The 21,723-nt window shown below is 67.6% G+C and carries 20 protein-coding genes and 1 pseudogene; 9 read left to right on the forward strand and 12 right to left on the reverse strand.

Features of this window, described 5'->3' with window-relative positions; genetic code table 11:
- Positions 1-431, reverse strand: a 431-nt coding sequence (locus OXU42_00745; protein ID MDE0027918.1) for a hypothetical protein, incomplete at its 3' end; no start/stop codon positions are given.
- A 176-nt stretch (positions 432-607) separates the two neighbouring features.
- Between OXU42_00745 and OXU42_00750 the strand changes: the two genes are divergently transcribed.
- On the forward strand, positions 608-1,669 hold the full coding sequence (locus OXU42_00750; GenBank protein ID MDE0027919.1) for a tripartite tricarboxylate transporter substrate-binding protein: 1,062 nt from the start codon (positions 608-610) through the stop codon (positions 1,667-1,669).
- A 145-nt stretch (positions 1,670-1,814) separates the two neighbouring features.
- Positions 1,815-2,462: a hypothetical protein gene (locus OXU42_00755; GenBank protein ID MDE0027920.1), complete on the forward strand. Its 648-nt coding sequence runs from the start codon at positions 1,815-1,817 to the stop codon at positions 2,460-2,462.
- 19 nt (positions 2,463-2,481) lie between these two features.
- Here OXU42_00755 and OXU42_00760 read toward each other — a convergent pair whose 3' ends face one another.
- A complete protein-coding gene (locus OXU42_00760; protein ID MDE0027921.1) occupies positions 2,482-3,414 on the reverse strand; it encodes a dihydrodipicolinate synthase family protein in 933 nt (310 codons plus the stop codon).
- 216 nt (positions 3,415-3,630) lie between these two features.
- On the opposite strand from OXU42_00760, the gene OXU42_00765 reads away from it, so the two are divergent.
- Together OXU42_00765 and OXU42_00770 are read left to right on the forward strand one after the other, a co-directional pair.
- Positions 3,631-3,975 (forward strand): MbcA/ParS/Xre antitoxin family protein, encoded by a 345-nt coding sequence (locus OXU42_00765; protein ID MDE0027922.1) that lies wholly within the window; start codon positions 3,631-3,633, stop codon positions 3,973-3,975.
- Entirely contained in the window at positions 3,975-4,682 is a 708-nt protein-coding gene (locus OXU42_00770; protein ID MDE0027923.1) for an RES family NAD+ phosphorylase, read from the forward strand. Before OXU42_00765 ends, OXU42_00770 begins: the two co-directional genes overlap by 1 nt.
- A 112-nt stretch (positions 4,683-4,794) precedes the next feature.
- Here OXU42_00770 and OXU42_00775 read toward each other — a convergent pair whose 3' ends face one another.
- From OXU42_00775 to OXU42_00800, 6 genes are all read right to left on the reverse strand, one after another.
- A complete protein-coding gene (locus tag OXU42_00775) occupies positions 4,795-6,387 on the reverse strand; it encodes an asparaginase domain-containing protein (protein ID MDE0027924.1) in 1,593 nt (530 codons plus the stop codon).
- Positions 6,388-6,399: 12 nt separating this feature from the next.
- Positions 6,400-7,323 (reverse strand): NAD(+) diphosphatase, encoded by a 924-nt coding sequence (nudC, locus tag OXU42_00780; protein MDE0027925.1) that lies wholly within the window; start codon positions 7,321-7,323, stop codon positions 6,400-6,402.
- A gap of 67 nt (positions 7,324-7,390) precedes the next feature.
- Entirely contained in the window at positions 7,391-9,619 is a 2,229-nt protein-coding gene (locus OXU42_00785; GenBank protein ID MDE0027926.1) for a glutamine amidotransferase, read from the reverse strand.
- 15 nt (positions 9,620-9,634) lie between these two features.
- Positions 9,635-10,420: a DUF4159 domain-containing protein gene (locus OXU42_00790; protein ID MDE0027927.1), complete on the reverse strand. Its 786-nt coding sequence runs from the start codon at positions 10,418-10,420 to the stop codon at positions 9,635-9,637.
- Positions 10,413-12,563 carry a BatA domain-containing protein gene (locus OXU42_00795; GenBank protein ID MDE0027928.1) on the reverse strand — a complete coding sequence of 717 codons (2,151 nt, stop codon included), beginning with the start codon at positions 12,561-12,563 and terminating at the stop codon, positions 10,413-10,415. Before OXU42_00795 ends, OXU42_00790 begins: the two co-directional genes overlap by 8 nt.
- A gap of 1 nt (position 12,564) precedes the next feature.
- Positions 12,565-13,455: a DUF58 domain-containing protein gene (locus OXU42_00800; protein ID MDE0027929.1), complete on the reverse strand. Its 891-nt coding sequence runs from the start codon at positions 13,453-13,455 to the stop codon at positions 12,565-12,567.
- A gap of 253 nt (positions 13,456-13,708) precedes the next feature.
- Here OXU42_00800 and OXU42_00805 point away from each other — a divergent pair, with 253 nt between their 5' ends.
- The 5 genes from OXU42_00805 to OXU42_00825 all read left to right on the forward strand — a co-directional run bounded on the left by OXU42_00805 (position 13,709) and on the right by OXU42_00825 (position 18,914).
- A complete protein-coding gene (locus OXU42_00805; GenBank protein MDE0027930.1) occupies positions 13,709-14,920 on the forward strand; it encodes an MFS transporter in 1,212 nt (403 codons plus the stop codon).
- 100 nt (positions 14,921-15,020) lie between these two features.
- Positions 15,021-15,740, forward strand: a complete 720-nt coding sequence (locus OXU42_00810) for a 4'-phosphopantetheinyl transferase superfamily protein (GenBank protein ID MDE0027931.1) — start codon at positions 15,021-15,023, stop codon at positions 15,738-15,740.
- Positions 15,741-15,800: 60 nt separating this feature from the next.
- Positions 15,801-16,352, forward strand: a complete 552-nt coding sequence (locus OXU42_00815; protein ID MDE0027932.1) for a carboxymuconolactone decarboxylase family protein — start codon at positions 15,801-15,803, stop codon at positions 16,350-16,352.
- A gap of 88 nt (positions 16,353-16,440) precedes the next feature.
- Positions 16,441-18,036, forward strand: a complete 1,596-nt coding sequence (locus OXU42_00820; GenBank protein MDE0027933.1) for a sulfatase-like hydrolase/transferase — start codon at positions 16,441-16,443, stop codon at positions 18,034-18,036.
- 470 nt (positions 18,037-18,506) lie between these two features.
- The gene (locus tag OXU42_00825) at positions 18,507-18,914 is read left to right on the forward strand and encodes a cytochrome c (protein ID MDE0027934.1); all 408 of its coding nucleotides are present in this window, start codon (positions 18,507-18,509) and stop codon (positions 18,912-18,914) included.
- Positions 18,915-19,067: 153 nt separating this feature from the next.
- On the opposite strand, the gene OXU42_00830 is transcribed toward OXU42_00825, so the two are convergent.
- The 4 genes and pseudogenes from OXU42_00830 to OXU42_00845 form a co-directional block, all read right to left on the reverse strand.
- A complete protein-coding gene (locus tag OXU42_00830) occupies positions 19,068-19,502 on the reverse strand; it encodes a cytochrome c (GenBank protein MDE0027935.1) in 435 nt (144 codons plus the stop codon).
- Positions 19,499-19,780, reverse strand: a complete 282-nt coding sequence (locus tag OXU42_00835) for a multicopper oxidase domain-containing protein (GenBank protein ID MDE0027936.1) — start codon at positions 19,778-19,780, stop codon at positions 19,499-19,501. Before OXU42_00835 ends, OXU42_00830 begins: the two co-directional genes overlap by 4 nt.
- A gap of 263 nt (positions 19,781-20,043) precedes the next feature.
- Positions 20,044-20,658, reverse strand: a pseudogene (locus OXU42_00840) (multicopper oxidase domain-containing protein).
- A 596-nt stretch (positions 20,659-21,254) separates the two neighbouring features.
- Positions 21,255-21,723, reverse strand: a 469-nt coding sequence (locus tag OXU42_00845) for a hypothetical protein (GenBank protein ID MDE0027937.1), incomplete at its 5' end; no start/stop codon positions are given.

Below are 21,723 nucleotides of genomic sequence, written 5' to 3' on the forward strand. Positions count from 1 at the left end.
CGCACCATGCTCTCGTCGACCAGGGCTCCGACCCGATTCTCCGCGGGGGAACCCAGGAGCATGCCGTGGATCATTCGGCTGGTGTGTACCAGGCACCCGAAGACCGGCGTCGCATCGGCAAAGTCCTCTTCGCCGAGCCCGAGCGCGAGGCCGAAGCGCTTCGCCAGGTCCGGGTGGGTGCGCTCTTCCTCGAACTGGTATGAAAAGTGGTCGAACAACTGCGTGTCGTGCGCGTTCTTGACCATGCAGAGGGCAAAGCCCTTGAGCAACACGACGTTGTGCAGATAGTGCTGCAGCGACCAGCCCTGGAGTCTTCGGACTGATAGCGATCCTTCCCGCAGTTCGGAGAAATAGCGGCTTTCCATCAACTGCCGGATTCCGGGCTCGATGATGTCGTTCGTGATGGAGTCGACGAAAGCTTCGTTTTCCATGGCGACCGTCCAGACTGTTCCCCCCTTACTGCGATTTTCTCCGGCGTGTCAACAGAGCCGTGCACGAACGGGCGGGACCACCCTGCTTCGAGGTTGACAACGTTTTCGGCTCCATCGTAGTGTCCGGCCGTTCAGCGGCTTCCGCGTCTCCCACACCATACATGAGGGGGTGTCATATGAACCGTAAGTCCGGAACACTGACCAGAGTCGCCCTGTTCGGTCTTGCAGCCGTCCTTTGCGCCTGGCTCTACCCTGGGGCACCGGCGCATGGGGCGTCCTCCTCGTTTTACGAGGGCAAGACCGTCAAGATCATCGTCGGGCTTAGTCCGGGAGGCGGCTTCGATACGTTCGCGCGGATATTGGCCCGCCACCTCCCGCTCCATATTCCGGGAAAGCCCAAGTTCATCGTGCAGAACATGCCGGGTGCCGGAAGCCTGGTGGCTGCCAACAGGGTCTACGCGGAACAACCCGGGGACGGGCTCACCATCGTCAACTTCGCCACCGGCATCGTGATGCAGTCTCTGTTGGGAGACCCCGCGGCCAAGTTCGACCCGTTGAAGTTCATGTACCTCGGCGACCCCTCGCTGCCGGCCCTGCCACGGGTCCTGTGGGTCCGGGGTGACCTGCCGATTCGCACGCTCGCGGATCTGAAGAACAGAAAAGAACCTCTTGCAGTCGGGGCAACGGGTGTCGGCCAGTCCGCCGCGATAATGGGGGAATTCGAACGTTACCTCGGACTTCCGGTCAAGGTGGTCTTCGGCTACAGGGGTTCCTCGGGTATCCTGGCGGCATTGGAACGCAAGGAGCTGGAGGGCATGAATCTCTCTCTCCATTTCGTCCAGGATCGCTACGGCCGCTTCATCGAAAACGGCACCATCCGGCCGTTGCTGGCCATCGGAACGGGCCCCGGCGCGGAAGCCCCGCCGGGAGTGGCGACCCTTAAGGATTTGAGAATCAGCTCCGGCCAGCGGCAGATGGCCGATTTTCTGATTCGGAGCTGGAGCATACTCCGGCTGTACGCGGTGCCGCCGGGCACACCGTCCGACCGGTTCGAAGTGTTGCAGGAAGGCTTTCTCAAGGCGCTGGCCAGCCCCAAGTTCATCAGCGAAGCCAAGCGGCAGGGCGTCAGGGTCTCGCCGCGCTCGGGGAAGGATGTCTCCGGGATCATCCGGCACATGACCGATGCTCCACCGGACGTCGTGGCACAGTACAAGAAGTTCCTTGGCTTGGTGAAGTAGAAGACCGGAACCACGGCTCCCCCAGGCCGGGTTTCCGGTTCCCGGGGCGCAGGCTCTCGGCGGTTGGTTTGACCCTCGCCACGCCGGTTGTTATCACTTCCGACATCCAAACCGCGCCGGGAACGTTCCGGACAGGGAGCTTTGCATGGACAGTCACGAGTTCACCAAGAAGGTGCAGCAGCGCGTCAAGGACTTCTGCAGGGGCCTCGACGACAACCTGCCCGCCTACAGCTACATTCCGCTCACCACCGACGAGATGCGCATCAAGGTGATGCAGAGCCGGCTCTTCAACGAGGTTCGCGCCGCCGAGGTGTTCGGGACGTGGCTCAAGACCACGCCCGAGTTGGAGGTGAAAGCCATTCTCGCGGAAGCCATCTACGAGGAGTTCGTCCACGCGGAGTACCTGTCCGAAGCCCTGAAGAGCAAGGGCGCCGTTCCCTACGACTACAAGCCGGTGCCCGCCCAGATGGCGATGTTCAACGGGTTCGAGGCGTTGACGACCACCTGTGAGCGCATCGCCGCATTTCCGTTCGCCGGCGAGGGCGTGGCCGACTACCTCATCGGCAAGAGCCTGAAGGCGGGCACCGTGCCGGAGTGGGTCACCGGCCCCTACCAGAAGATCCACGACGACGAGGAGGAGCACGGCAACTATCCCTTCGACCTGCTCGTCAAGTACGCCACCACCCCCGAGATCCAGGATCGCGTGGCGCGCGCCGTGGAGATGAGCCTCATGCTCCGGCGCCAGTACTTCGACAATCTCGATCGCTGGGTCTACCAGGATAGCTGGTCGTAGCGGACGGAGGTCGCCGCCGTCACGGCAGCAGGAGCCGGGACCGCAGCAGCGCCCGGCGGATGCGCTCCCGTTCGTCGTCGCCGATGCGCCTGAGGGGTGGGCGCACGACCGCCTTGTCGATGCGTCCCAGGAGCGCCAGCGCTTCCTTCATGCGGTTGTGCATGTCCACGAAGGGCGGCGCGTAGAACACTTCCACCAGTGGAGCCAGGCGGTCGTTGAGAAGGCGGCCGGCATCCAGGTCACCGGCCTGCACCGCCCGGAACAACTCCGTGTGCAGGTCCGCGGTCACGCTGCCCATTCCCGAGATGGAGCCGTCGGCGCCCAGGACATAGCTCGCGAACAGCGACATGGTGTAGCTGCTCAGCATGGCCACGGGCCGGCCGGTGCCGCGCAGCGCGCGCAGGTTGGCCTCCAGCGCCACCATGTCGTTGCTCCAGTCCTTGACTGCCACCACGCGGTCGATCTCCGCCAGTCGCGCCAGGGTCTCCGGGTCGTAGCCGATGCCGATGGCCGGGGGATACTCGAACACGATGAGCGGCAGGTCGGTGGCCTCGGCGATGGTCTCGAAATGGACGACGGCCATCTCGGGCCGTAGCCGTGCTCCCCACATGAACAGCGTCGGCGGAAAGACCAGGAGTCCGGCCGCGCCCTCGGCCTTGGCGTCCCTGGCAAGCTCCGCCGCCTCCAGCGTGTTGTCCGTGTAGATTCCCGAGATGAGCTCGACCCGGTCGCCCACCGCGTCGGCGGCGATGGCCAGCGCCCGGCGCCGCTCCTCCCGGTTCAGCGACGACACCTCGCCCGCGTGCCCGTTGCAGACGATGGCGTCGACGCCGTCCACGGCGGCCAGCCACGAGAGATGTTTCCGGTAGTTCACCTCGTCGAACGAAAGGTCCTCGTTGAAGGGCAGCAGGTTGGCCGGAATGGCGCCGCTGAAGCGGAGAGCGCTGGTCATGGTACACCTCCTACGCCGTCACTATAGATTGCCCGAGACTTGCCGACAAGGAAATAGAGGGCCTGCGAAGAGGGGAGGAAATGCTCGATGACCCGGTTACAGCTATTGACTAGTGGCAATAAACTATCCTATATTCGCCAGATGGCGAAAACTGCTTCTCTGTCGCACTACACGCGGGCTCCTTGGCCGGAAATAAGCGACCGCGAAACCACGGCCATGCTCCGCGCTTTCTTCAATCTAATGGAGCGGTGGCAGCTCAACGACCGCCAAGGGCGGATTCTGTTGGGCGACCCCGCCGCACGGACCTACGCGCGTTGGAAAGTCGGGCAGGTGGAGGCGTCGCGCATCTCGCGAGACACTCGCGAGCGTCTGTCCATGCTGATGGGCATTCACAAGAGCCTTCGCCATCTGTTCCGCAATCCGTCGCGGGGCTACGACTGGCTGCGCAAGCCCAACCGTGCATTCGGCGGCACGTCGGTGCTGGATCGGCTGCTGGCAGGTTCCATCCCGGACTTGGCGGCGGTGCGGGTCTACCTCGACGCGGAGCGCGGCGGTTGGTGATCCCGCGCCGGAGCCGGGTCCGCTGGCAACGCGCGTTCCGCCTCGTCCGCTCCATCTATCCGCCGGTGAATCTGTTCGAGGACATCGCCGATCCGGCCGACTGGGAGCTGCTCGCCGAGGCCGAAGCCAAGACCGATCCACGGTTGCGAGACGATGCCGGCGTTATCCGCATGGTGCCGCCCGCGCGTCGGGTTTCCGGTCCCGGCGCCGGTTGGGTGATGGGATCGTTCTGCCACGTCTCGAGGGACCGGCCCAGCCGGTTCAGCGATGGCGGCTACGGGGTCTACTACGCGGGCGACCGCTTCGATGTGGCGTTGGCGGAAACGGTGTACCACTTCGAGCGTTTCATGGCCGCTACGGAAGAAGAACCCGCCACCGCGGACTACCGCGAGTTGGTCGGCCCCATCGACGCGGAACTCCATGACCTGCGCGGCGCGGAAGTCTTCCGGGCAGCCCTCGACCCCGGCGACTACACCGCCGGACAGGCATTGGCCGCGGAACTGCGCGAAAACCACGCGAGCAACGGCATCGTCTATCCGAGCGTCCGCTACCCCCGTGGCGAGGCCGTGGCCGCGTTTTGGCCGGACGTTGTCGGCATACCGGTCCCGGGCCGGCATCTTTGTTACCGCTGGGACGGCCGCCGGGTGGACGCATGGCTCGTGTACGGTGAGGAGGACTGGCGGCTCACCCAGGTAGAAGATGATTGAGGTCACGTTCCGGGTCTTGCCCGGGCAAAGTGAGGGTACAAGTGCGGTGAAAATGACAGTTGATAGGTGGTGAAACCGTCAATAGGGTGTGGGGGCGAAAGCGTACAGGCCACTAATGCGTGTCGAAGATCTCCTGGTAGCGCACGATTGCCGCCACCGATGCCTCGCGTTCCCGCGCGGTGGGGTTGCGGGGGTTGCGTGCCTTGGGCAGGCGTCCCAGGCGCAGCATGGCGGCGCGCAGCAGCACGCGCGCCTTGGTGGCGTCGAGGTTGCTCCCCTCGATGGTGAGATCGTTGGGATTGGAGGGCAGGGCGCCTTCCGGGTCGCCGCGGCTCACCCGCACCACCGGCATGCCGTGGCAGGTTGCGATGGCGAGGGCCGCGGTCTGGCTGTGGAGCGCCGAGCCCGTGCCCGCTCCTCCCTCCAGCACAAAGCCATGGAACCGCGGCGCCCCCGGCTCCGCGGACGCTTGCTGCGCGAGGCCACGTTCGATGCGCGCCATGATGTCCACTTCCACGTCCGGGTCCGCCGTGTCTTCCTCCGCCATGTAGTGGCCGTACTTCACCATGTGCACGGGTGCGATGGCGTCGCCGCGCAGGGAGCCGTCGCTGTCCTTGATGCGGATGCTCACGGTCTCGGGGCTGTCGCCGTATTCCTGGAAGCGGGCCTCGGCGGGCAGGTCCTTCACCGCGAGGGCGGACGTGCCCGTGGTCCGGTACGCGGGACGGAACCACACGCGCACCTCGGGACTCGCGCTCCCGAGCACGCCGCCGTGTCCGCCCGTGGCGCGGTAGCCGCCCGGCCGCGCGTCGCCCTTCTTGAAGTTGCGCGCCGCGAATATCTGCTCGTCCACGATGCCCACAGCGCCGAGTCCCGTGCCGAAGCCCGAGGCGATATAGCGCGTCGCGTCCACGATGTTGTGGTCGCCGTCGTTGGCGAGGGAGCCGTGGGGACGCTGTGACGAGATGCCCACGAAGGGTAGGGTGGTGTCCAGCACCAGGCTCAGCCAGTAGAGGGTTTCCTCGACGTGGGGGCTGCCTTCCAGCCAGATGAAGCCGTCGTAACGCCCCGAGTCGATGGTCTGCTGGACCACGTTGACCGCCCGGGCCATGGCCGAACCGGGCAGGAACTTGCCCAGGGGCCTGGGGCTGTAGGGGAAGAAGTCGCGCCCGGCCACCTCTCCCTGCTGCAAGTAGCCCGCCGGGGGGAGCACGCGCACGAAGTCGAACTCCGCCAGCCGGTCCAGCTCGCTCGCCGCCCCGTCGTGGCCGCGCCCGCCCAGCCCACGGTCGATGTCCTCGAACAGCCGCGACGCATCCGGGAAGAAGGTTTGCCGCCCGCCGTAGCCGATGGCCGCGTCGCGCAGGTCGCTCTCCTCGAAAGGCGTTCCGTCACCGGAGCCGTCGGCGCGGCGCGCCACGTAGGGCAGGGGATAGGCGCCGTCCTCGGGGCGCAACTCCACCTCGTAGTACGGCTTGCCGTCATCGTGGTAGACCGCGGCCGCGTCGGACTCCAGCGGGTGCGCGCTGAACTTCTCGATGCGCACCCGCACGGGCTCGTGCAGGCGCTGGGGAACGAGGTGGTCGAACCGGCCATCCAGTTGCCGGTCGCCCGCCATCCGCCCCTTGTTGCTCGTCACCAGCGCGGGCGTGTTGGCGATGGTGGCGCGCGGTCCCGAGAACACCGCGATGCGTGGCTTGGGCATGGAAAGCCTCCGTCAGAAAACGACCCGCCCCTCCGCCCACGCCCGGATCAGGTGGTGGGCGATGGCGACGGGGTCGGGCACGCGCAGGTTGGGGTTCTCGCCGGCCAAGGCGGACAGGATCTCCTCCCGCGTGAACCAGCGCACGTCGGTCATCTCTTCGTCGTCCTTGGCGATGTCGGTGGTCAGGGCCTTGCCGTGGCAGCCGATCATGAGGGAGGAGGGGAAGGGCCAGGGTTGGGAGGAGTGGTAGCGCACTTCGCCCACGGTGATGCCGGCTTCCTCCTTGACTTCCCGCCGCACGGCCTCCTCGATGCACTCGGCCTGGTCGATGAAGCCCGCCAGCGCGGAGTAGCGGCCGGACCGTGCCAGACGCCCGCGCGACTGCCCCAGCAGGGCGCGCTCGCCGTCGGTGACGACCATGATGGCCACGGGGTCTGTGCGCGGGAAGTGCTCGGCGTTGCACGCGTTGCACTTGCGCACCTGGCCGCCCCGCCCCTGCACGGTGGGACCGCCGCACACGCCGCAGAAGCGGTGCCGGCGGTGCCAGTCCACCTGCGCCTTGCTCTGGGCCAGGATGCCCACGTCCTCGGGCTTGAGCTGGGCGGCCGCGGCCCGCGCCTCGACGAAGCCCCAGGGCTCCACGAGGCTCAGCGCCTGGAGCGGTTCTTCGACCGCGGAAACGTCCAACGCGAAGTGGGCTGTGCCGTCCATGAGACCGAGGAACACGGGCGGTACGTCAACGCCCAGTTTTGCGATGTCAGCGGGCTTCACCCACCCGAGTTCCGCGCTGTCGCCGTTGCGCAACAGGATGTCAAGTTGCCACAGGGGCAGGAAGCGGGAACGCGGGTCGCGCGCCGTCCGCCTGAGCCAGTCCTCGTCCCGGCGCTGCACGTCGCCCCGGTCCAGGGGATTGCCGGAAAAAACGTGTGTCGTCATGTCTCCCCGCCCACCTCCTGGATTGCCGCTTCCGCGGGAATGACGATTCGGGGCGTCGGCACCATGTCTACACGAGTCCCCAGGTGCGCCGCAGCCACCATTCCGCGCCCAGCAGCAGCACCGCCAGCGCGAACAGCAGCGGCTCGTTCCACAAGGCCACGCGGCTGCGCGCCACGATGCGGGACGGCGCGGCCTGCTCCATCAAGCGCTCGAACTCCGACCAGTGGGCGTCGGTCAGGGAGGCGGCGGGGACAAACAACCCTTGGGTGCGCGCGGCCACGGTTTGCAGCAGCTCCGGCCGCGGCCGGCCGTCGTCGTTCTCCTCCGAAGGCAGCGCCACGAGGAAGTTGTGGGCGGCGTCTCCCAAGGGCTGTCCCGCCGCCGCGGCCCGCGCCACGATGCGGTGGGAGCCTTCCACGCGCGGCGTGAACTCGGCGCGGTACTCGCCGGGCTGATCGGTGGGCGACGCTTCCAGCGGCGACTGTTCGCCCTCCGGCCCGGTCGTCACCACCTGCAGCACCGGGTCCTTGGCCGGGGTGTGGTCGTCGCGCAACACCCGGATGCGGAACTCGTGCTTTTCTCCGGGCTGCCGGGAGCCGCCCACCGCGAGGATCTGCACCTGGTTGAAGGCGGGTTCCCGGGCGAGCCAGCGGACGCTGTTGCGGATCAGCTTCAGGTGGAGTTGAGGATTCTGGTTGCGTCCCACCGCGTCGAAGTTCCAGCGCCACAGATCGTCGCTGGCGAAAGCCAGCGAACGCCCGTCGTGGTAGCGCCGCACGGTCAGCAGCGGCATCTGCCGTCCGCGCAGGTCCGCCGAGAGCAGCACTTCGCCGTCGGCCTGCGCCACCTCGTTGAGGGTGGTCAGCGGCGGCAGGGTGCTCCATGCCTCCTCGTTGGCCTCCGGGTCGGCGAAGACCCGCGTGAGCGGGTGCGCCCTGCCCGCCGGCGTCAGGCCGGGACGCGCGGCCACGCCGGTGCGGAAGGCGCCGCGCCCGTCGAGCTTGACCGGCAACACGGTACTGAGGGCCGTCTGATGGTAGCCGCCGCGGTCGAACGCGCGCGCGCCGCCGAGCATGGCGATGCCGCCGCCGTCGCGCACGAAGTCCCGGATGTTCTCGAAATAGAGCGGATTGAAGTAGGTGCGGTGCGAGAAGTCGTCGAGAATCAGCACGTCGAAGTTCTTCAGTTCCTCTATGAAGATCTCGTCGATGGGGAAGGGGATCAGGCTCATCTCGTTCTCGCGCACGTCCACCACGTCGCTCGGGGTGCGCAGGAAGACGAACGACACCAGCTCCAGGTACGGGTCCTGCTTCAGCGCGAAGCGGAGGAAGCGGTAGTTCCACGAGGGCGATCCGGAAAGGGTCAGCACCCGGAGCTTGTCGCGCCGTACCTCCATGCGGAACGCCTTGCGGTTGTTGCGGGCGATGCTCTCGTCCGCCTGCTCGGGCAGCGTCAGTGTGAAGCCGTGGGTCCCCAGCTCTCGCGGCGTGTAGTTCAGCGTGACGCGGTTCTCGTAGGCGTCGCGGTCGATGGTGATGGGGTGCGTGGAGATCAGGTTCCGGCCCAGGTTGAAGTAGAGCGGTACCTGGACCCCGGCCATGCCGAAGGCCTGGATGGTGAACTCGATGGCGGTGGCGCGCCCGCGGAAGGCCATCTCCGGCGTGCGCAGGCCGGTGATGCGCAGGTCCCTGAAGCCGTCGGTTTCGCCCACGCCGATGGTCATGACGGGCCGGGGGTGGCCGGTGAACCCGTCGAGGGCGTCGGGCGGGTTGACGATGCCGTCGGACACGACCACGACCCCGGCGGCGTCCGGTTCGTTCTCACTCACCTGCCCCAGTGCGTAAAACAAACGGCTGGCTCCGCCGGCGGCGCTCACTTCAGCGAGGGCGTCCGGCTCGAAGGGCGCCGTCTCGCGGTCATAGGCGTAGAACTTGAGGTCGTAGCTGCCGGCCAGCCCGCGAGTGAGCCCCGACGCCGCAAGAGTCTCCTTGGCCGCGTCCAGCCGGGTGGCGTCTCCCTCGCCCGATGGGAGCTTCATGCTCTCGGAGGAATCCAGCAGCACCACCAGCGGGCGCCGCAGCGAGGTGGGGTCCTCCACCGTGCGCGCCGGCCCCAGGAGGAACAGCAGCAACAGCGCGTAGACCAGGCCCCGCAGGAGGGTCAGCAGCGAAGCCTTGCCGAGGCCCAGGCTCCGGTGCAGGAACCGGAACTGATGCACCAGGAAGCCCGCCCCCGCCAACGCCAGCACGGCCGTCAGCCACCACGGAACCCCGCCGCCCAGTACGATGTCCGACATTCCCGCCATACCGTCCTACTGCGTCAACCGCCGCCGTATGAACGGCACGTGGATCAGGTCCTGCTTGTAGTTGCCGGTCATGGAGTAGAGGATGATGTTGACGCCGAGATGGAACGCGTCACGCCGCTGCTCCTCGCCGTTGGGGACGCAGGGGTGGCTCCAGCGCCCCAGCCCGTCGCGTTCCCAGGCGCCGCCCAGGTCGTTGTGGCAATACACCACCGGCGTGGTCTCCCCGAGGTGGATCCCCTCCAGGTAGGAGCTTGTGGCGACGCGGCCGCCGATCCTGCGTATCAGGTAGTAGCTCCGCAAGAGCGCGTGGGTCAGGGGCACCTTCCGGATCTCCTGCTCCGGGAACACGCGTTTCATCTCCGCGCGGAAGCGCCGGTCGAAGCCGTACCCCAGTTGTCCGAGGGTGTTGTCGGCGAGCAGGAAGCCGCCGAAGGAGAGGAAGCGCCGCAGATTTCCCACCTCTGCCTCGGAGAACGGCTGGAAGTCGTACTTCCCCGCCATGTAGAGGAACGGGTACGAGAACAGCTCCGGGTCCGTGAGGCCGACCACCCGCCGCTCGCGCTCCGCCTCCACGCTGGTGCGGCGCATCAGCTCTTCCATCATGGGCGTGGTGGCGCGCGGGCGCGGGTCCCAGTCCCCGCCGCGGTAGCGTACCTGCGCGAAGACGAACTGGATACGGCGGCCGGTTTGCCCCGCCGCGGCCGATTGCGCCGCCACCGGTCTTGCCGGCAGGCCCCAGGCGCCGCCGGCCGCCGTTCCCAGCAAACCTTGCAGGAACCGTCGCCTATTCATAGTTTCGTTGTCCCAGCCAGCCCTCGAACAGCAGCGTCGCCATCAGCAACACCACCAGGGCCAGCGCGAGATCGGTGCGGCTGCCGCCCGCGGACAGGGCGCCCGCCGCCATGACCTCGTGGTTGACCGGGCCGAGCTTCCGTTCCAGTTCCTCGGCGCCCATGCGCTCGAGACGCGATTCGAGCACCGGCGGGTTCACCGCGTACAGCCCGGGCACGTCCACGTCGGCCGACGGCGGCACCACCCGGTAAATGCCCGCGAAGTGATTGCCGTCGAAGGCCCCGGCCGCCTTGCCGCCGGCGGCCGTGATCGTCACCGCCTTCTCCGACCGTCTGGGGTCGACGACCCGGAGGTCCATGCCGGCGTGGGCGGGCGCGACGGTCCACTGCTTGGCCTCGCCCGCTGTGATGCCCGTATCCACCGATCCTCGGCTGCCGCCGGCCAGGTACGAGACCAGGGACTGGACCAGCGGCACGTAGGCGGTCTTGAGCGGCAGGTTGCTCCAGGCGCTGTCGGCGCTCGTGGTGAGCACCAGGACACGGCCCTTGCCCACCTTCCTTTCGACCAGCAGCGGTTGCCCGTTGCCGAGGCGCATGAGGACACCTTCGCTGTTGATATTCGGGGTCACCAACTCGAAGTAGGAGGAAACCCTGGCCGAGCGCAGGGAATCCAGCAGGCGCTTGTCGCCGAATGCCGCCAGCGCTGGATGAGGCGTGTCCACTTCTTCCACACCGACGTTCTGGTCCAGGGGCACCCGCCGCCGTTCGCCCAAGATGCCGGGCAGGAGCGACGTGAGACCGCGCAGGTCCGGCAGGGGGACGCCCGGGACTGCCAGGGGGCCGCGCCATAGGAGCGTGTTATACTCCTGCGCGATCACCCGGTCGCCCAAGGCCAACAGCAAGCCGCCGCCGCCCTCCACGAAGGCCATGAGCCGTTTCGCGAGGTCCAAGGTCATGTGCGGCACGTTGGCCAGTACCACGACCTGGTAGCTTTCGGGGTTCACCTGCTCCAGCGCCCCGGAAAGGATCACCTCCGGCAGCAGCACGGAGTTCGCCAGGTCGCCCGTGGGATTGAGGGCGCGGCTCAGGAAGAAGGTCTCGCTCGCCACCAGGGCGCGCTGGGGGTCTCCGTCCACCAGCAGCACGTTCAGGCGGTCACGGGTATGGATGGTGAAGTAGTGGCGCCGATTCCCCGAAAATCCGTCGCCGTGGAGCGAGACGTAGCCGGAATGGCTCCCCGGCCGCTCCAGATTGAAACGGAAACCCACCGTGGACTCCGCGCCCTCCGCCAGCGTCACCTGCTTCTCGTCGCGCACCTTGTCGTCAATGGTGAGGCGCGCGGTGACGTCCGGGATCTCGCCGGCGCCGAAGTTCACCACCGTGGCGGCGAGCTCGATGTCGAGTCCCGGAGCCACGTGCGCGGCGCGTGCCTCCAGTCCTTTGATGGTCGCGCTCGGCGGCGTTTCGACGGCGCCCACGGTGACGATCTTCACCGGCACCGTGGGGTCGTACTCGCCCACGGCCGGCAAGGACAGCCGGTCCCAGCCCGCTACGCCGAGGTCCGTGACCACCCAAAGCGCCTTCTGTCCGCCGGCCCCGCGCAAGAGTCCGTAGGCGGTGCGCAACGCGCCCGTGAGGTCCGCGGTGCCGGCGGTGACGGCCAGAGGCCGCAGGTCCTTGAGCGTGGCTTCCTCGGGCGCCCTGAGCGCCGCCGCTGTCGAGCCGACGGGATTGGTGGCGATGACCGCCGCGCGGTCGCCCTCGTCCAGCGCCTCCAGGATGCGGGCTGCGGCTTCCTTGGCTTCGTCGAACGGGGCGCCGTCGTCGCGCACCTGCATGCTCTGCGAGTTGTCCACGATGATGGCAGTAGTGAGGGGCGCGCCGCGGGCCGCGAGACCGACCCCGGACTCCCACAAAGGATGCGCTAGCAACAGCGCCAGCAGGAGCACCGCCAGCGTGCGCACCGCCAGCAGGAGCCAGTTGCGCAGGTTGTAGGTGCGCGCCACGCGCCGTTGCGAGATGAGCACGAAGCGCACCGCGGGGAAGCGCAGGCGCTTCTGCTGGCGCCGGTTGAGCAGGTGGATCACCAGCGGGATCACGCCCGCCGCCAGGGCCACGAGGTAGAGCGGGTAGAGGAACGCCAGGTTACTTCCTCCAGCTCAGGTAGCTCACCAGGGCCTGGTCCAGCGGCGTGGCCGTGGACACCAGTTGGTAGTCGATGGCGTACTGGTGACAGCCCGACCGCAGCGTGTCGATGTGGTTCGTCACGACTCGCCGGTACTCCGCCTGGATGGCCTTGGGATCGGCGGTGACCCGGAGTCCCGGGTCCTCGATGTCCTCGAACCGGGTGTTGCCCGAGAAGGGCAGGGTCAGCTCGGTCTCGTCCATGACGTGGAAGACCAGCACGTCGTTGCCCTTGAAGCGGAACAGGCGCAGCCCCTGGAGCACCGACTCGGCGTCGTCCAGCAGGTCCGACACCAGCACCACGAGACCCCGCCGGCGGATGCCACCGGCCACCTCCAGCAGCACCTTGCCCACGTCGGTGTCGCCACGGGTGGTCTCGGCCTCGAGCCGCTGCAGCAACTCCACCACGTAGCCGCGCGTGGCCTTGGGCGGAAGCTGCGAGTCGATGCGGTCGGAGAAGGTGGTGAGCCCGGCCGCGTCCTGCTGGCGGAGGATCAGGTAGGCCAGCGACGCCACCAGGATGCAGCCGTACTGGAACTTGGTGAGGGCGCCGGAGGCATAGTCCATGGAGCCGCTCACGTCCAGCAGCAGATGCGTCTTGAGGTTGCTCTCGTCTTCGAATTCCTTGATGAAGAGGCGGTCAAGCTTGCCCAGCGCCTTCCAGTCGATGCGCCGGATCTCGTCGCCGGGGGAGTACTCGCGGTGCTGCTCGAACTCGACGCTGAACCCCTTGGCGCGGCTCCGGTGAAGGCCCGCCATGACGCCTTCCACGACCCAGCGCGCCTTGAGGTGCAGGTTCGACAACCGCGCCAGCACGGCGGGGTCGAAGTAGCTTTGTTCGGAGGTGGCCATGAGCCCGGAATACGGCGTCAGTTAACCACCTTCATGCGGTGAACTCAAGGCGGCCCAAGCGCCTTCGGCGCCGCTCCGACGAGCCTCCGGCGGGCAAGCGAGACCGCCCCCGTACCGTGCGGCCGCCGTTGCCGCTGAAGGCCGCCCGCGTCCCTCGAAATATGCGGGCCGCGGCCGGCGTGCTAAGATACGCCGCAATGGCGGCGGCCGAGGCGCTGGCCTTGCCACGTCGCCTGAACCGGGTGACCGGCTCATGGAACGGAACACCGGACTTCGCGCCATCGGCAGGGATCGGCTGGTGCTGCTGGGGTACGTCACCGGCGGGCACTTCGCGGTGCACTGGTTCGGCCAGCTCTTCCCTCTTATCCTGGAGCCTCTCAAGGTGGCTCTGCGCCTGAGCTATGTCCAGGTGGGGGCGCTCACGACCATGCGCGAGTTGACCACCGGGCTCGTGAACCTGCCCGCGGGACTCCTCGGCGACCGCCTGGCGCGGCATCGCACCGCGATCCTGTCCTCGGCCCTCCTCGCCATGGGATTGGCCTATTTCATCTTCGGCGTGGCCTCCGGCTACCTGTACGCCCTGGCCGCGGCCGGGCTGGTGGGAGCGGGCATCGCCCTCTGGCATCCCACGGCCATGGCGTCCCTCTCCAGCCGCTTCCCGGAACATAGAGCCACGGCCTTCGCCGTGCACGGCATGGGAGCCACCGTCGGCGACACCCTGACGCCGGCGGTGGTAGGGCTCCTTTTCGTGCTGTATCCGTGGCGTCCCGTCATGACGCTGCAACTCCTTGTGGCGGTGCTGGTGGGCATTCCCCTGTGGCTGGGCTTGCGCGGAGTGTTTCGTACGCACGCCGCCGCGTCCGGTGCCGGAGGAGGCCAGGCGGCGGCTCTGGGAGAATTCCTGCGCAATCCGGCGTTCCTCGGTATGGCGTTGGCCAACGGCCTGATGAACACCGGCCGCGTGCTGGTAATGACGTTCTTCCCGCTCTACGTCATCGAAACACTCGGTTACACGTACAGGGGAGTGGGCAACTACTACGCGCTGCTGCACGCCATGGGCACGGTGTCCCAGCCGTTCCTCGGATACCTTTCGGACCGGCTGGGACGGAAGTGGGTGCTGGTGCCCGCGTTTCTCATGCTGGCGGTGCTTTACACGCTCGTACCCATGGCGGCTCCGGGCATCCCCCTGGGCATCGTGGTGACTCTCATCGGCCTGTTCTTCTACACCCTGACCAACGTCACCGCCGCCGCCATCGTGGACGTGGCCGGTTCCCGCATCCAGGCCACCTCGCTGGGGATCACTTTCCTGTCCAACAGCATGTTCACCTTGCCCGGACCGGTGATCGGCGGCTACCTGGTGGAGCACTACGGGATGGGCTCGGTGTTCTACCTGTGCGGCGCCCTGTTGCTGGCGGCCGCGGTGGTGATCACGCCGCTAAAGCTTTACCGAGGCTGGGGGCGGTGACCGGTCTGCTTCCATCGGTGTGTCCCGAGCCCGCGGGCGGGACCGGGACAAGGTGTGACGGGCACGAGTCATGACTTCCTGGCCGTCTCCGGCACGAGACATGGAACTCACGCGCGATGCGGTCCACGTGTGGCGTACGGCCGTCGAGGTCGCTCCGGCCCGTCTGGCTCCGTTCCGCGATGTCCTGGCTCCCGACGAGCGTGCGCGGGCGGCCCGGTTCCTCTACGAGGAGGACCGGCGGCGGTACACCGTGGCCCGCGGCGTGTTGCGGACCCTCCTGGGGCGTTACCTCGGCATGGATCCGGCGTCCCTCGAGTTTCGTTACGGCGCCCATGGCAAGCCGTCGCTGGGGGAAACCCCTGTTGGCCGCGACGTGCGTTTCAATCTGTCCCATTCCTATGGATTGGCCCTGCATGCCTTCACCGTGGGCCGGGAGGTCGGCGTCGACGTGGAGCGCATCCGCCCGAGCACCGACGTGACGGGAGTCGCGCGGCACTCCTTCTCGCCGGCGGAAGTCGATGCCCTGATGGATCTCCCCGCGGGACGACGGCGCGAGGCCTTCTTCAACTGTTGGACCCGCAAGGAGGCGTTCATCAAGGCGCACGGCGAGGGCATCGCGCTGGGCCTGAGCCGGTTCGACGTCACGTTGCGTCCGGGCGACCCGGCGGAGTTGTTGCGTTTCGACAACGACCCGGCGGAAGCGGCGCGGTGGTCCATGTGCGCGTTGGATGTGAGCGAAGGTTACAAGGCCGCGCTGGCGGTGGAAGGCGAGGGGTGGCAACTCAGGTGCTGGGAATATCCCGTTGACGGGGTTATGTGAAACAGGGCACCGTGTCGCGGCCCGGCGAAACAACGCAACAAGACCAGGGAGGAAGACAGCATGGCACGCATCCCGAAGATCGAAAAAAGAGAAGATTTGAGCCCGGAGCACCACGGGGTGTTCGACGCCATCGCGGAGAGCCGCGGCCAGGTGCAGGGGCCGTTTCCCATGCTCCTGCACAACCCGGAGCTGGCCGGCCGCGTGGCGCATCTCGGCGCCCACGTGCGCTTCGAGATGGGGCTTTCGCAGAAGCTCAAGGAGCTGGTGATCCTCACCGTGGCGCGGGAGCTGGACTGTGGCTTCGAGTGGTCGGTGCACGCCGGACACGCGCGCGCCGCGGGAATCTCCGACGAGTGCATCGAGTCGATCCGCGCACGCACGGAGCCGTCGGGGCTCACCGAGGAGGAAGCCGGCATCCGCCGCTACGCACGGGAGTTGCTGCGCTCCCACCGCGTCAGCGACGCGGCGTTCGCGGCGGTGGAGAAGAGTTTCGGAGCGCGGGGATGCGTGGAACTGTCCGCGCTCGTCGGCTACTACGTCTTGCTGGCCTGCGTCCTCAACTCCATGGAGGTGGAGCCGGCCGCGGGCGGCGCGGAGCTGGATCCATCGTGATATCGCGGGCGCAACGTGTCGGGCCGTGCGGCTCTTCATGGCTCGGTTCGGCGAAACCTTCGAGCATTTTGACGACGGACGGAGCGAAATGAGCGACAGACCCAATTTCCTTTTCATCATCACCGATCAGCACCGGGCGGACCACCTGGGTTGCTACGGCAATCCCGTGGTGCGGACGCCGCACATCGACGCCCTCGCGGCCGCCGGGACCCTTTTCGAGCGGTTCTACACGGCTACGCCCATCTGCATGCCCAACCGGGCGACGCTGATGACCGGGCGGATGCCGTCGCTTCACGGGGTGCGGCACAACGGCATTCCGCTCTCCATGGAGGCGACGACGTTCACCGACATCATGGCTTCGGCCGGGTATCACACCGCGCTCATCGGAAAATGCCACCTCCAGAGCATCAAGGACGACCGCCCGGTGGTGGGCATGCCGGAGCCGGACCCGAGCCGCGCCCGGCCGCCGCAACATCTCCGCGAGGCGCGGAAGGACGTCGGCGGGCGCTACGACCAGGAGCTGCCGTCCACCTGGGCGCGGGACCCGGAGTTCGAGCCGGTGTTTCCCTACTACGGGTTCCAGCACGTGGAGCTGTGCATCAAGCACGCCGACCAGGTGGTGGGGCACTACGACCGCTGGCTGCGCGCGCGTCACCCCGACCCCGACTCCCTTCGCGGGCGCACCCACGAGCTTCCCGGCCACGGTTACGAGGCGCCCCAGGCGTGGCGCACCCGCGTGCCCGAGGAACTCTATCCCACGAGCTACGTGGCCGAGCGCACCATGGCGTTCCTGGAAGAACACGCGCGCTCCGGCCGGCAACGGCCCTTCTTTCTCCAGTGCTCGTTTCCGGACCCGCATCACGCGTTCACCCCGCCCGGCCGGTACTGGGACATGTACGACCCCGAGGAGATCGTCCTGCCGGGCTCCTTTCACCACGGCGAGCAACCGGTGCTGCCGCATCTCGCGCGGCTCTACGAGGAGCGCGACCGGGGCGAGGCCAACCGCGACGGCCAGCGCACCTTCGCCGTCACGGCCAAGGAAGTGCGCGAAGCCATCGCCCTCACCTACGGCATGATCACCATGATCGACGACGCCATCGGCCGCATCCGGGCGCGGCTGGAGGAACTGGGCCTGGCCGACGACACGGTGATCATCTTCACCAGCGACCACGGCGACTTCATGGGCGACCATCAGCTCCTGCTCAAGGGCGCGCTTCATTACCGCGGCTTGGTGCGCGTGCCGTTCATCTGGGTGGATCCGGCGACGGAGGCGAGGGGCGTGGTGAATCCAGGGCTGTGCGGGACACTGGACCTGCCCAGCACCCTCCTGGACCGGGCGGGGCTGGAGGGGCACAACGGCATGCAGGGGGTAAGCCTCCTGCCCGCCATGGACGGCGGCGCCACGGGCTATGACTCGCTGCTCATCGAGGAGCACCAGCGCCGCGGCTACATGGGCCTGCCCAACAACTTCCGCGCCCGCACCCTGATCACGCCCGACCGCCGGCTGACTCTGTACGAAGGCGCCGGCTGGGGCGAGATCTACGACCTCGACAACGACCCGGACGAGGTGCGAAACCTCTGGGACGAGCCCGGCGCCCAACGCGCCGAACTCCTCGAAGCCCTCGCCCGCAGGATGATGGCCCTCACCGACACGAGTCCCCTGGCCACGCACCACGGACCGTAGGAGTCCGAGTCGGCGGAGGGTGCCGCGCCCTGGATCGCCTGGGACAGTGCCTGTCGTTCCTGCGCTCGGTGTACCGCAGGCCCTGCGTGGACCACGAGGGTCTGCGCAACCCGGTGGAGCAGTGGCTTGCGGCCGGGGGCGCTACCACCGGAAGACCCGGAAGCGGATATCGTCTCCGGCCGAGGTGATGCCGTGCTGGCGCAAGGGGATGGCGGCGGCGGTGCCGAACCCGGTGCACCTGGACGTGTTGCTGTTCGGGCTCTACACGGGGATGAGGCGGGGAGAGATCATGCCGCTTCGGTGGGAGAACGTGGATCTGGAGAAGGGGCTGTTCCGGGTGGAGGAGCTTCAGAGGCACTACGAGGCCATCGGGCTCACCTACAGTGACATTCCTCAACAACCCTCATCCTCACTTCCAAGCCCCTTCCCGCTTGCCTCCCGGGCTCAGGTCGGCGGAGCGGGACGTGACCGTGAACAGGACGATCGTGGTTGCGGTCGGGGCCGCTCTCGTCGCGGCGGCGGCCTGGGCCATGTGGCCGCGCCATGGCCACAAGGCTCAAACCGTCGGCAACGCCGGTGCCGCTGGCTCGGTCGCTTCCGTCGAGGGAACGCGCGGCGAGGCGTTGTTCAATCAACGGTGCGCCGTCTGTCACGGCCGAAACGCAACGGGATCGGCCCAGGGCCCGCCCCTGGTGCACAGAATCTACGAGCCGGGCCACCATTCCGACATGTCGTTTCTGCTGGCTGTGCGAAGGGGTGTTCGGGCGCACCACTGGAGGTTCGGCAACATGGCTCCCGTTCCGGGGCTTTCGGAGGCGGACGTGAGGGAGATCGTGCGTTACGTGCGCGCGCTACAGCGGGCGAAGGGCATCTATTGAGGACACGGAGGACACCGTGGGCGGAACCAAAACACCTGCGCGGTTTGCCACCGGTCTTTCCGCACGAAGAAGTGATATGCCGCTTCGCGGCTGAACAGATGCGCAGAACTGCGCATTCCTGCGAGAGCGCGTCCATCTCCACACGGCGCGCAGTCATGGCCGGTGCGGCGGATTTCTGCCGGCCTGGATTTGGCGGATGCGGTCCGGCCAGGTGGAGCGGATGTAGGAGAGCACGTCCCAGATATCGTCGTCGGTCATGGCGTCGCCGAGGCCCGGCATGCCGCTCTCGATCCCGACGATGCCCCGGGCCTCCATCAGGGCGGTGCCGCCCAGTTTCGTGTAGTCGAAGAGAAGCTTGTTGTCGTGATGCCAAGTATGGCCGCTCGCGTCGTGCGGCGGCGCCGGCAGGACGCCGTCCTTGCCGGGTCGCCGCCAGTTCGGCTGCCCTTCGAGGTTGGCGCCGTGGCAGGAGGCGCAGTGCTGCTTGTAAAGCGCCTGCCCGTTTCGAATGTCGCGGTCGTCGAGTTCGTGACCGGCAAGGGCCAGACCGGACCAGAGCAGGACGAGAATCGGCAGGGCCCCCTTCATGCGACTTCCACCCATGTCTTCATCCCGGACGCTTGGTGCGCGAGGGTGTGGCAGTGCAGGAGCCATTTGCCGGGATTGTCGAATACACAGAGGATGTCGCGGCTCCGGCGCGGATCGACCAGCGTCGTGTCGCGGTAATCGCCGAGCGAACCGTCTTCGCGCAGTTCGTGGAAGTGATGGCCATGCAGGTGGATGCCGTGCGGGAAGGCGGTGTCATTGCGCAGGGTGATGCGGGCCGTCTCGCCGCGCGAGAACCGCCGCCACGGCGCATCGGGCATGCCGGAGCGGTGGTTGAAGGCCCATAAATCATCGCCTCCGTGACGTCCGCCCATGGCGCCGCCCTGCATGGCAAGCGTAGGCGGGTCGCCGTCCTCCGGTCGGGCGCCGGGGTGCGGGGAGCCGGGAGCGAGACGACCGCGCCCGCGGTGGGGGCGGGATTCGAGCCCTCCACGGCGATGGCGCCGAGTCCGTAAAGACCCTCGCGCGTCCGAAGGGCGAAGGACACCGGCCCCGTCACGTCGAGAATGACGTCGGTCCGCTGGGCCGGGGCGAGCAGCAGGTCTCCGAGCAGCGACGGTTCGGCGAGCGGCATCCCGTCATGGGCCACGACCTTGCCGGTTCCTCCGCCGATCCGTACCGCGAACATCCGCGCCGTGGCGGCATTGATCAGCCGCAGGCGGACGCGGTCGCCGTGCCGGACCGTGGCCCCCGAGAACAGGGCGCGGGCGACGTTGCCCATCCGCCCGGCATGAGAGAAGTCGTGGCGGTTGCCGAAGCTCTCATGCAGCGCGCCGTTGCGTTCCAGCCGCCAGTCGTCGAGGACGACGGTAATGTCGCGGTCGACGGTGGGCGGGTCCCGCTCCTCGACGATCAAGGGGCCGTAGAGCCCCCTCGCCACCTGTTCCCAGGAGCGGTGGTGGGCGTGGTACCAGTAGGTGCCGGCATGGGGGACGTCGAACGCATAGCGGAAGGTCCCGCCGGGTCGCACCGCCGCCTGCGTCAGGTCCGGCACCCCGTCCATCGCGTTGTCGAGATGGATGCCGTGCCAGTGGATCGTGGAGGCCTCGCCCGTTCCGTTCTCGAAGGAAACGGAGAGCCGGTCTCCTTGGCGCACGCGGAGTTCGGGGCCGGGGGTCGATTCGTTGAACCCGAGCATGGAGGTGGGCCGGTCGTCCTCGGGCAGGATCCTGACGGTGACCGGCCCGGCCTTCAATCGCAAGGGCGCTGTCGTCCAGCCGGTCGTCGGGAACAGGATCGACGCGGCCGAGCAGGCAAGGAATTGCCGTCGATTCATGGACTGCCTGGCCTCTCGACGATCTCCTTCTGGGTCTTTTCCAGGTTGATCATGATTGCTCATGATCCGTCTCAGGCCTTGAGAATGCTGTTGGGATGCTGCTCATCCGGCTCCCCGGCCGGCGCCATGCGGAACGTCCTGGCCCAGCCAGCCAAGGCGGCCGAAGAAGTCCCGGCGGCTCCAGATGCCTCGCTCAGTTTTCCGTTTCTCGCTCGTAGCCGTCGCGTTTCTACTTCTTCTTGAATCAGCCTATCACCGGCCCCCCACTATGCAAGCCCAATCGGCTACCCTCGGACAACGTTCTTCACGGTGACCGGAAGCGACGGAAGGAGAGGGACATTGACTTGGTGGTGCCGATCCGCATGGTCACCGGGGAGTTGAACCACCCGATCTTCGTCGCCTGTCCAGGCGCCGGCGCCCCGCCCCGCTCCTGACTTGCGCCGACGGTCGACGGCAGGTCAGCGATGGCGATCGACGTAGGCCCGCAGCCGCGCCGCCTCGTCGGCCGCCGCGGGATCGCCTTCCACCTGGTACAGACGGGTACGAACCACGAACAGGTCCATGTCCTCCTCGCTCGGCGGCGAGCCCCTCTCGATGATCTCCCGCACCTTCCGAGGGAAGAAGCTGCCCCAGTCCGGCTGGCGGCCGTCCACGTCGGTGAAGCCGTACTCCTTCGCCAGCCCCCAGCTCGAGAACAGGCCGCCGCTTCTGGCCCCGACGTCCTGGTCGGCGGCCAGCGCCGCCACCGCTCGCCCTAGGTAGCACGGCGTTTCGGATTCGGCGAAATACGGATCCTTCTCGATGGCATCCCGCCAGTTCGCCTCGGTGACCCCGCAGTGGTCGAGCACCGCCTCGGACCGCATGAACCCCGGTGTGAGCGCCACCGCCGTCACCCGGTGCGCGTGCAGGTCGGCCGCCATCGCGTAG

This window comes from Deltaproteobacteria bacterium (genome assembly GCA_028818775.1).
GTDB lineage: Bacteria > Desulfobacterota > Binatia > UBA9968 > JAJDTQ01 > JAJDTQ01.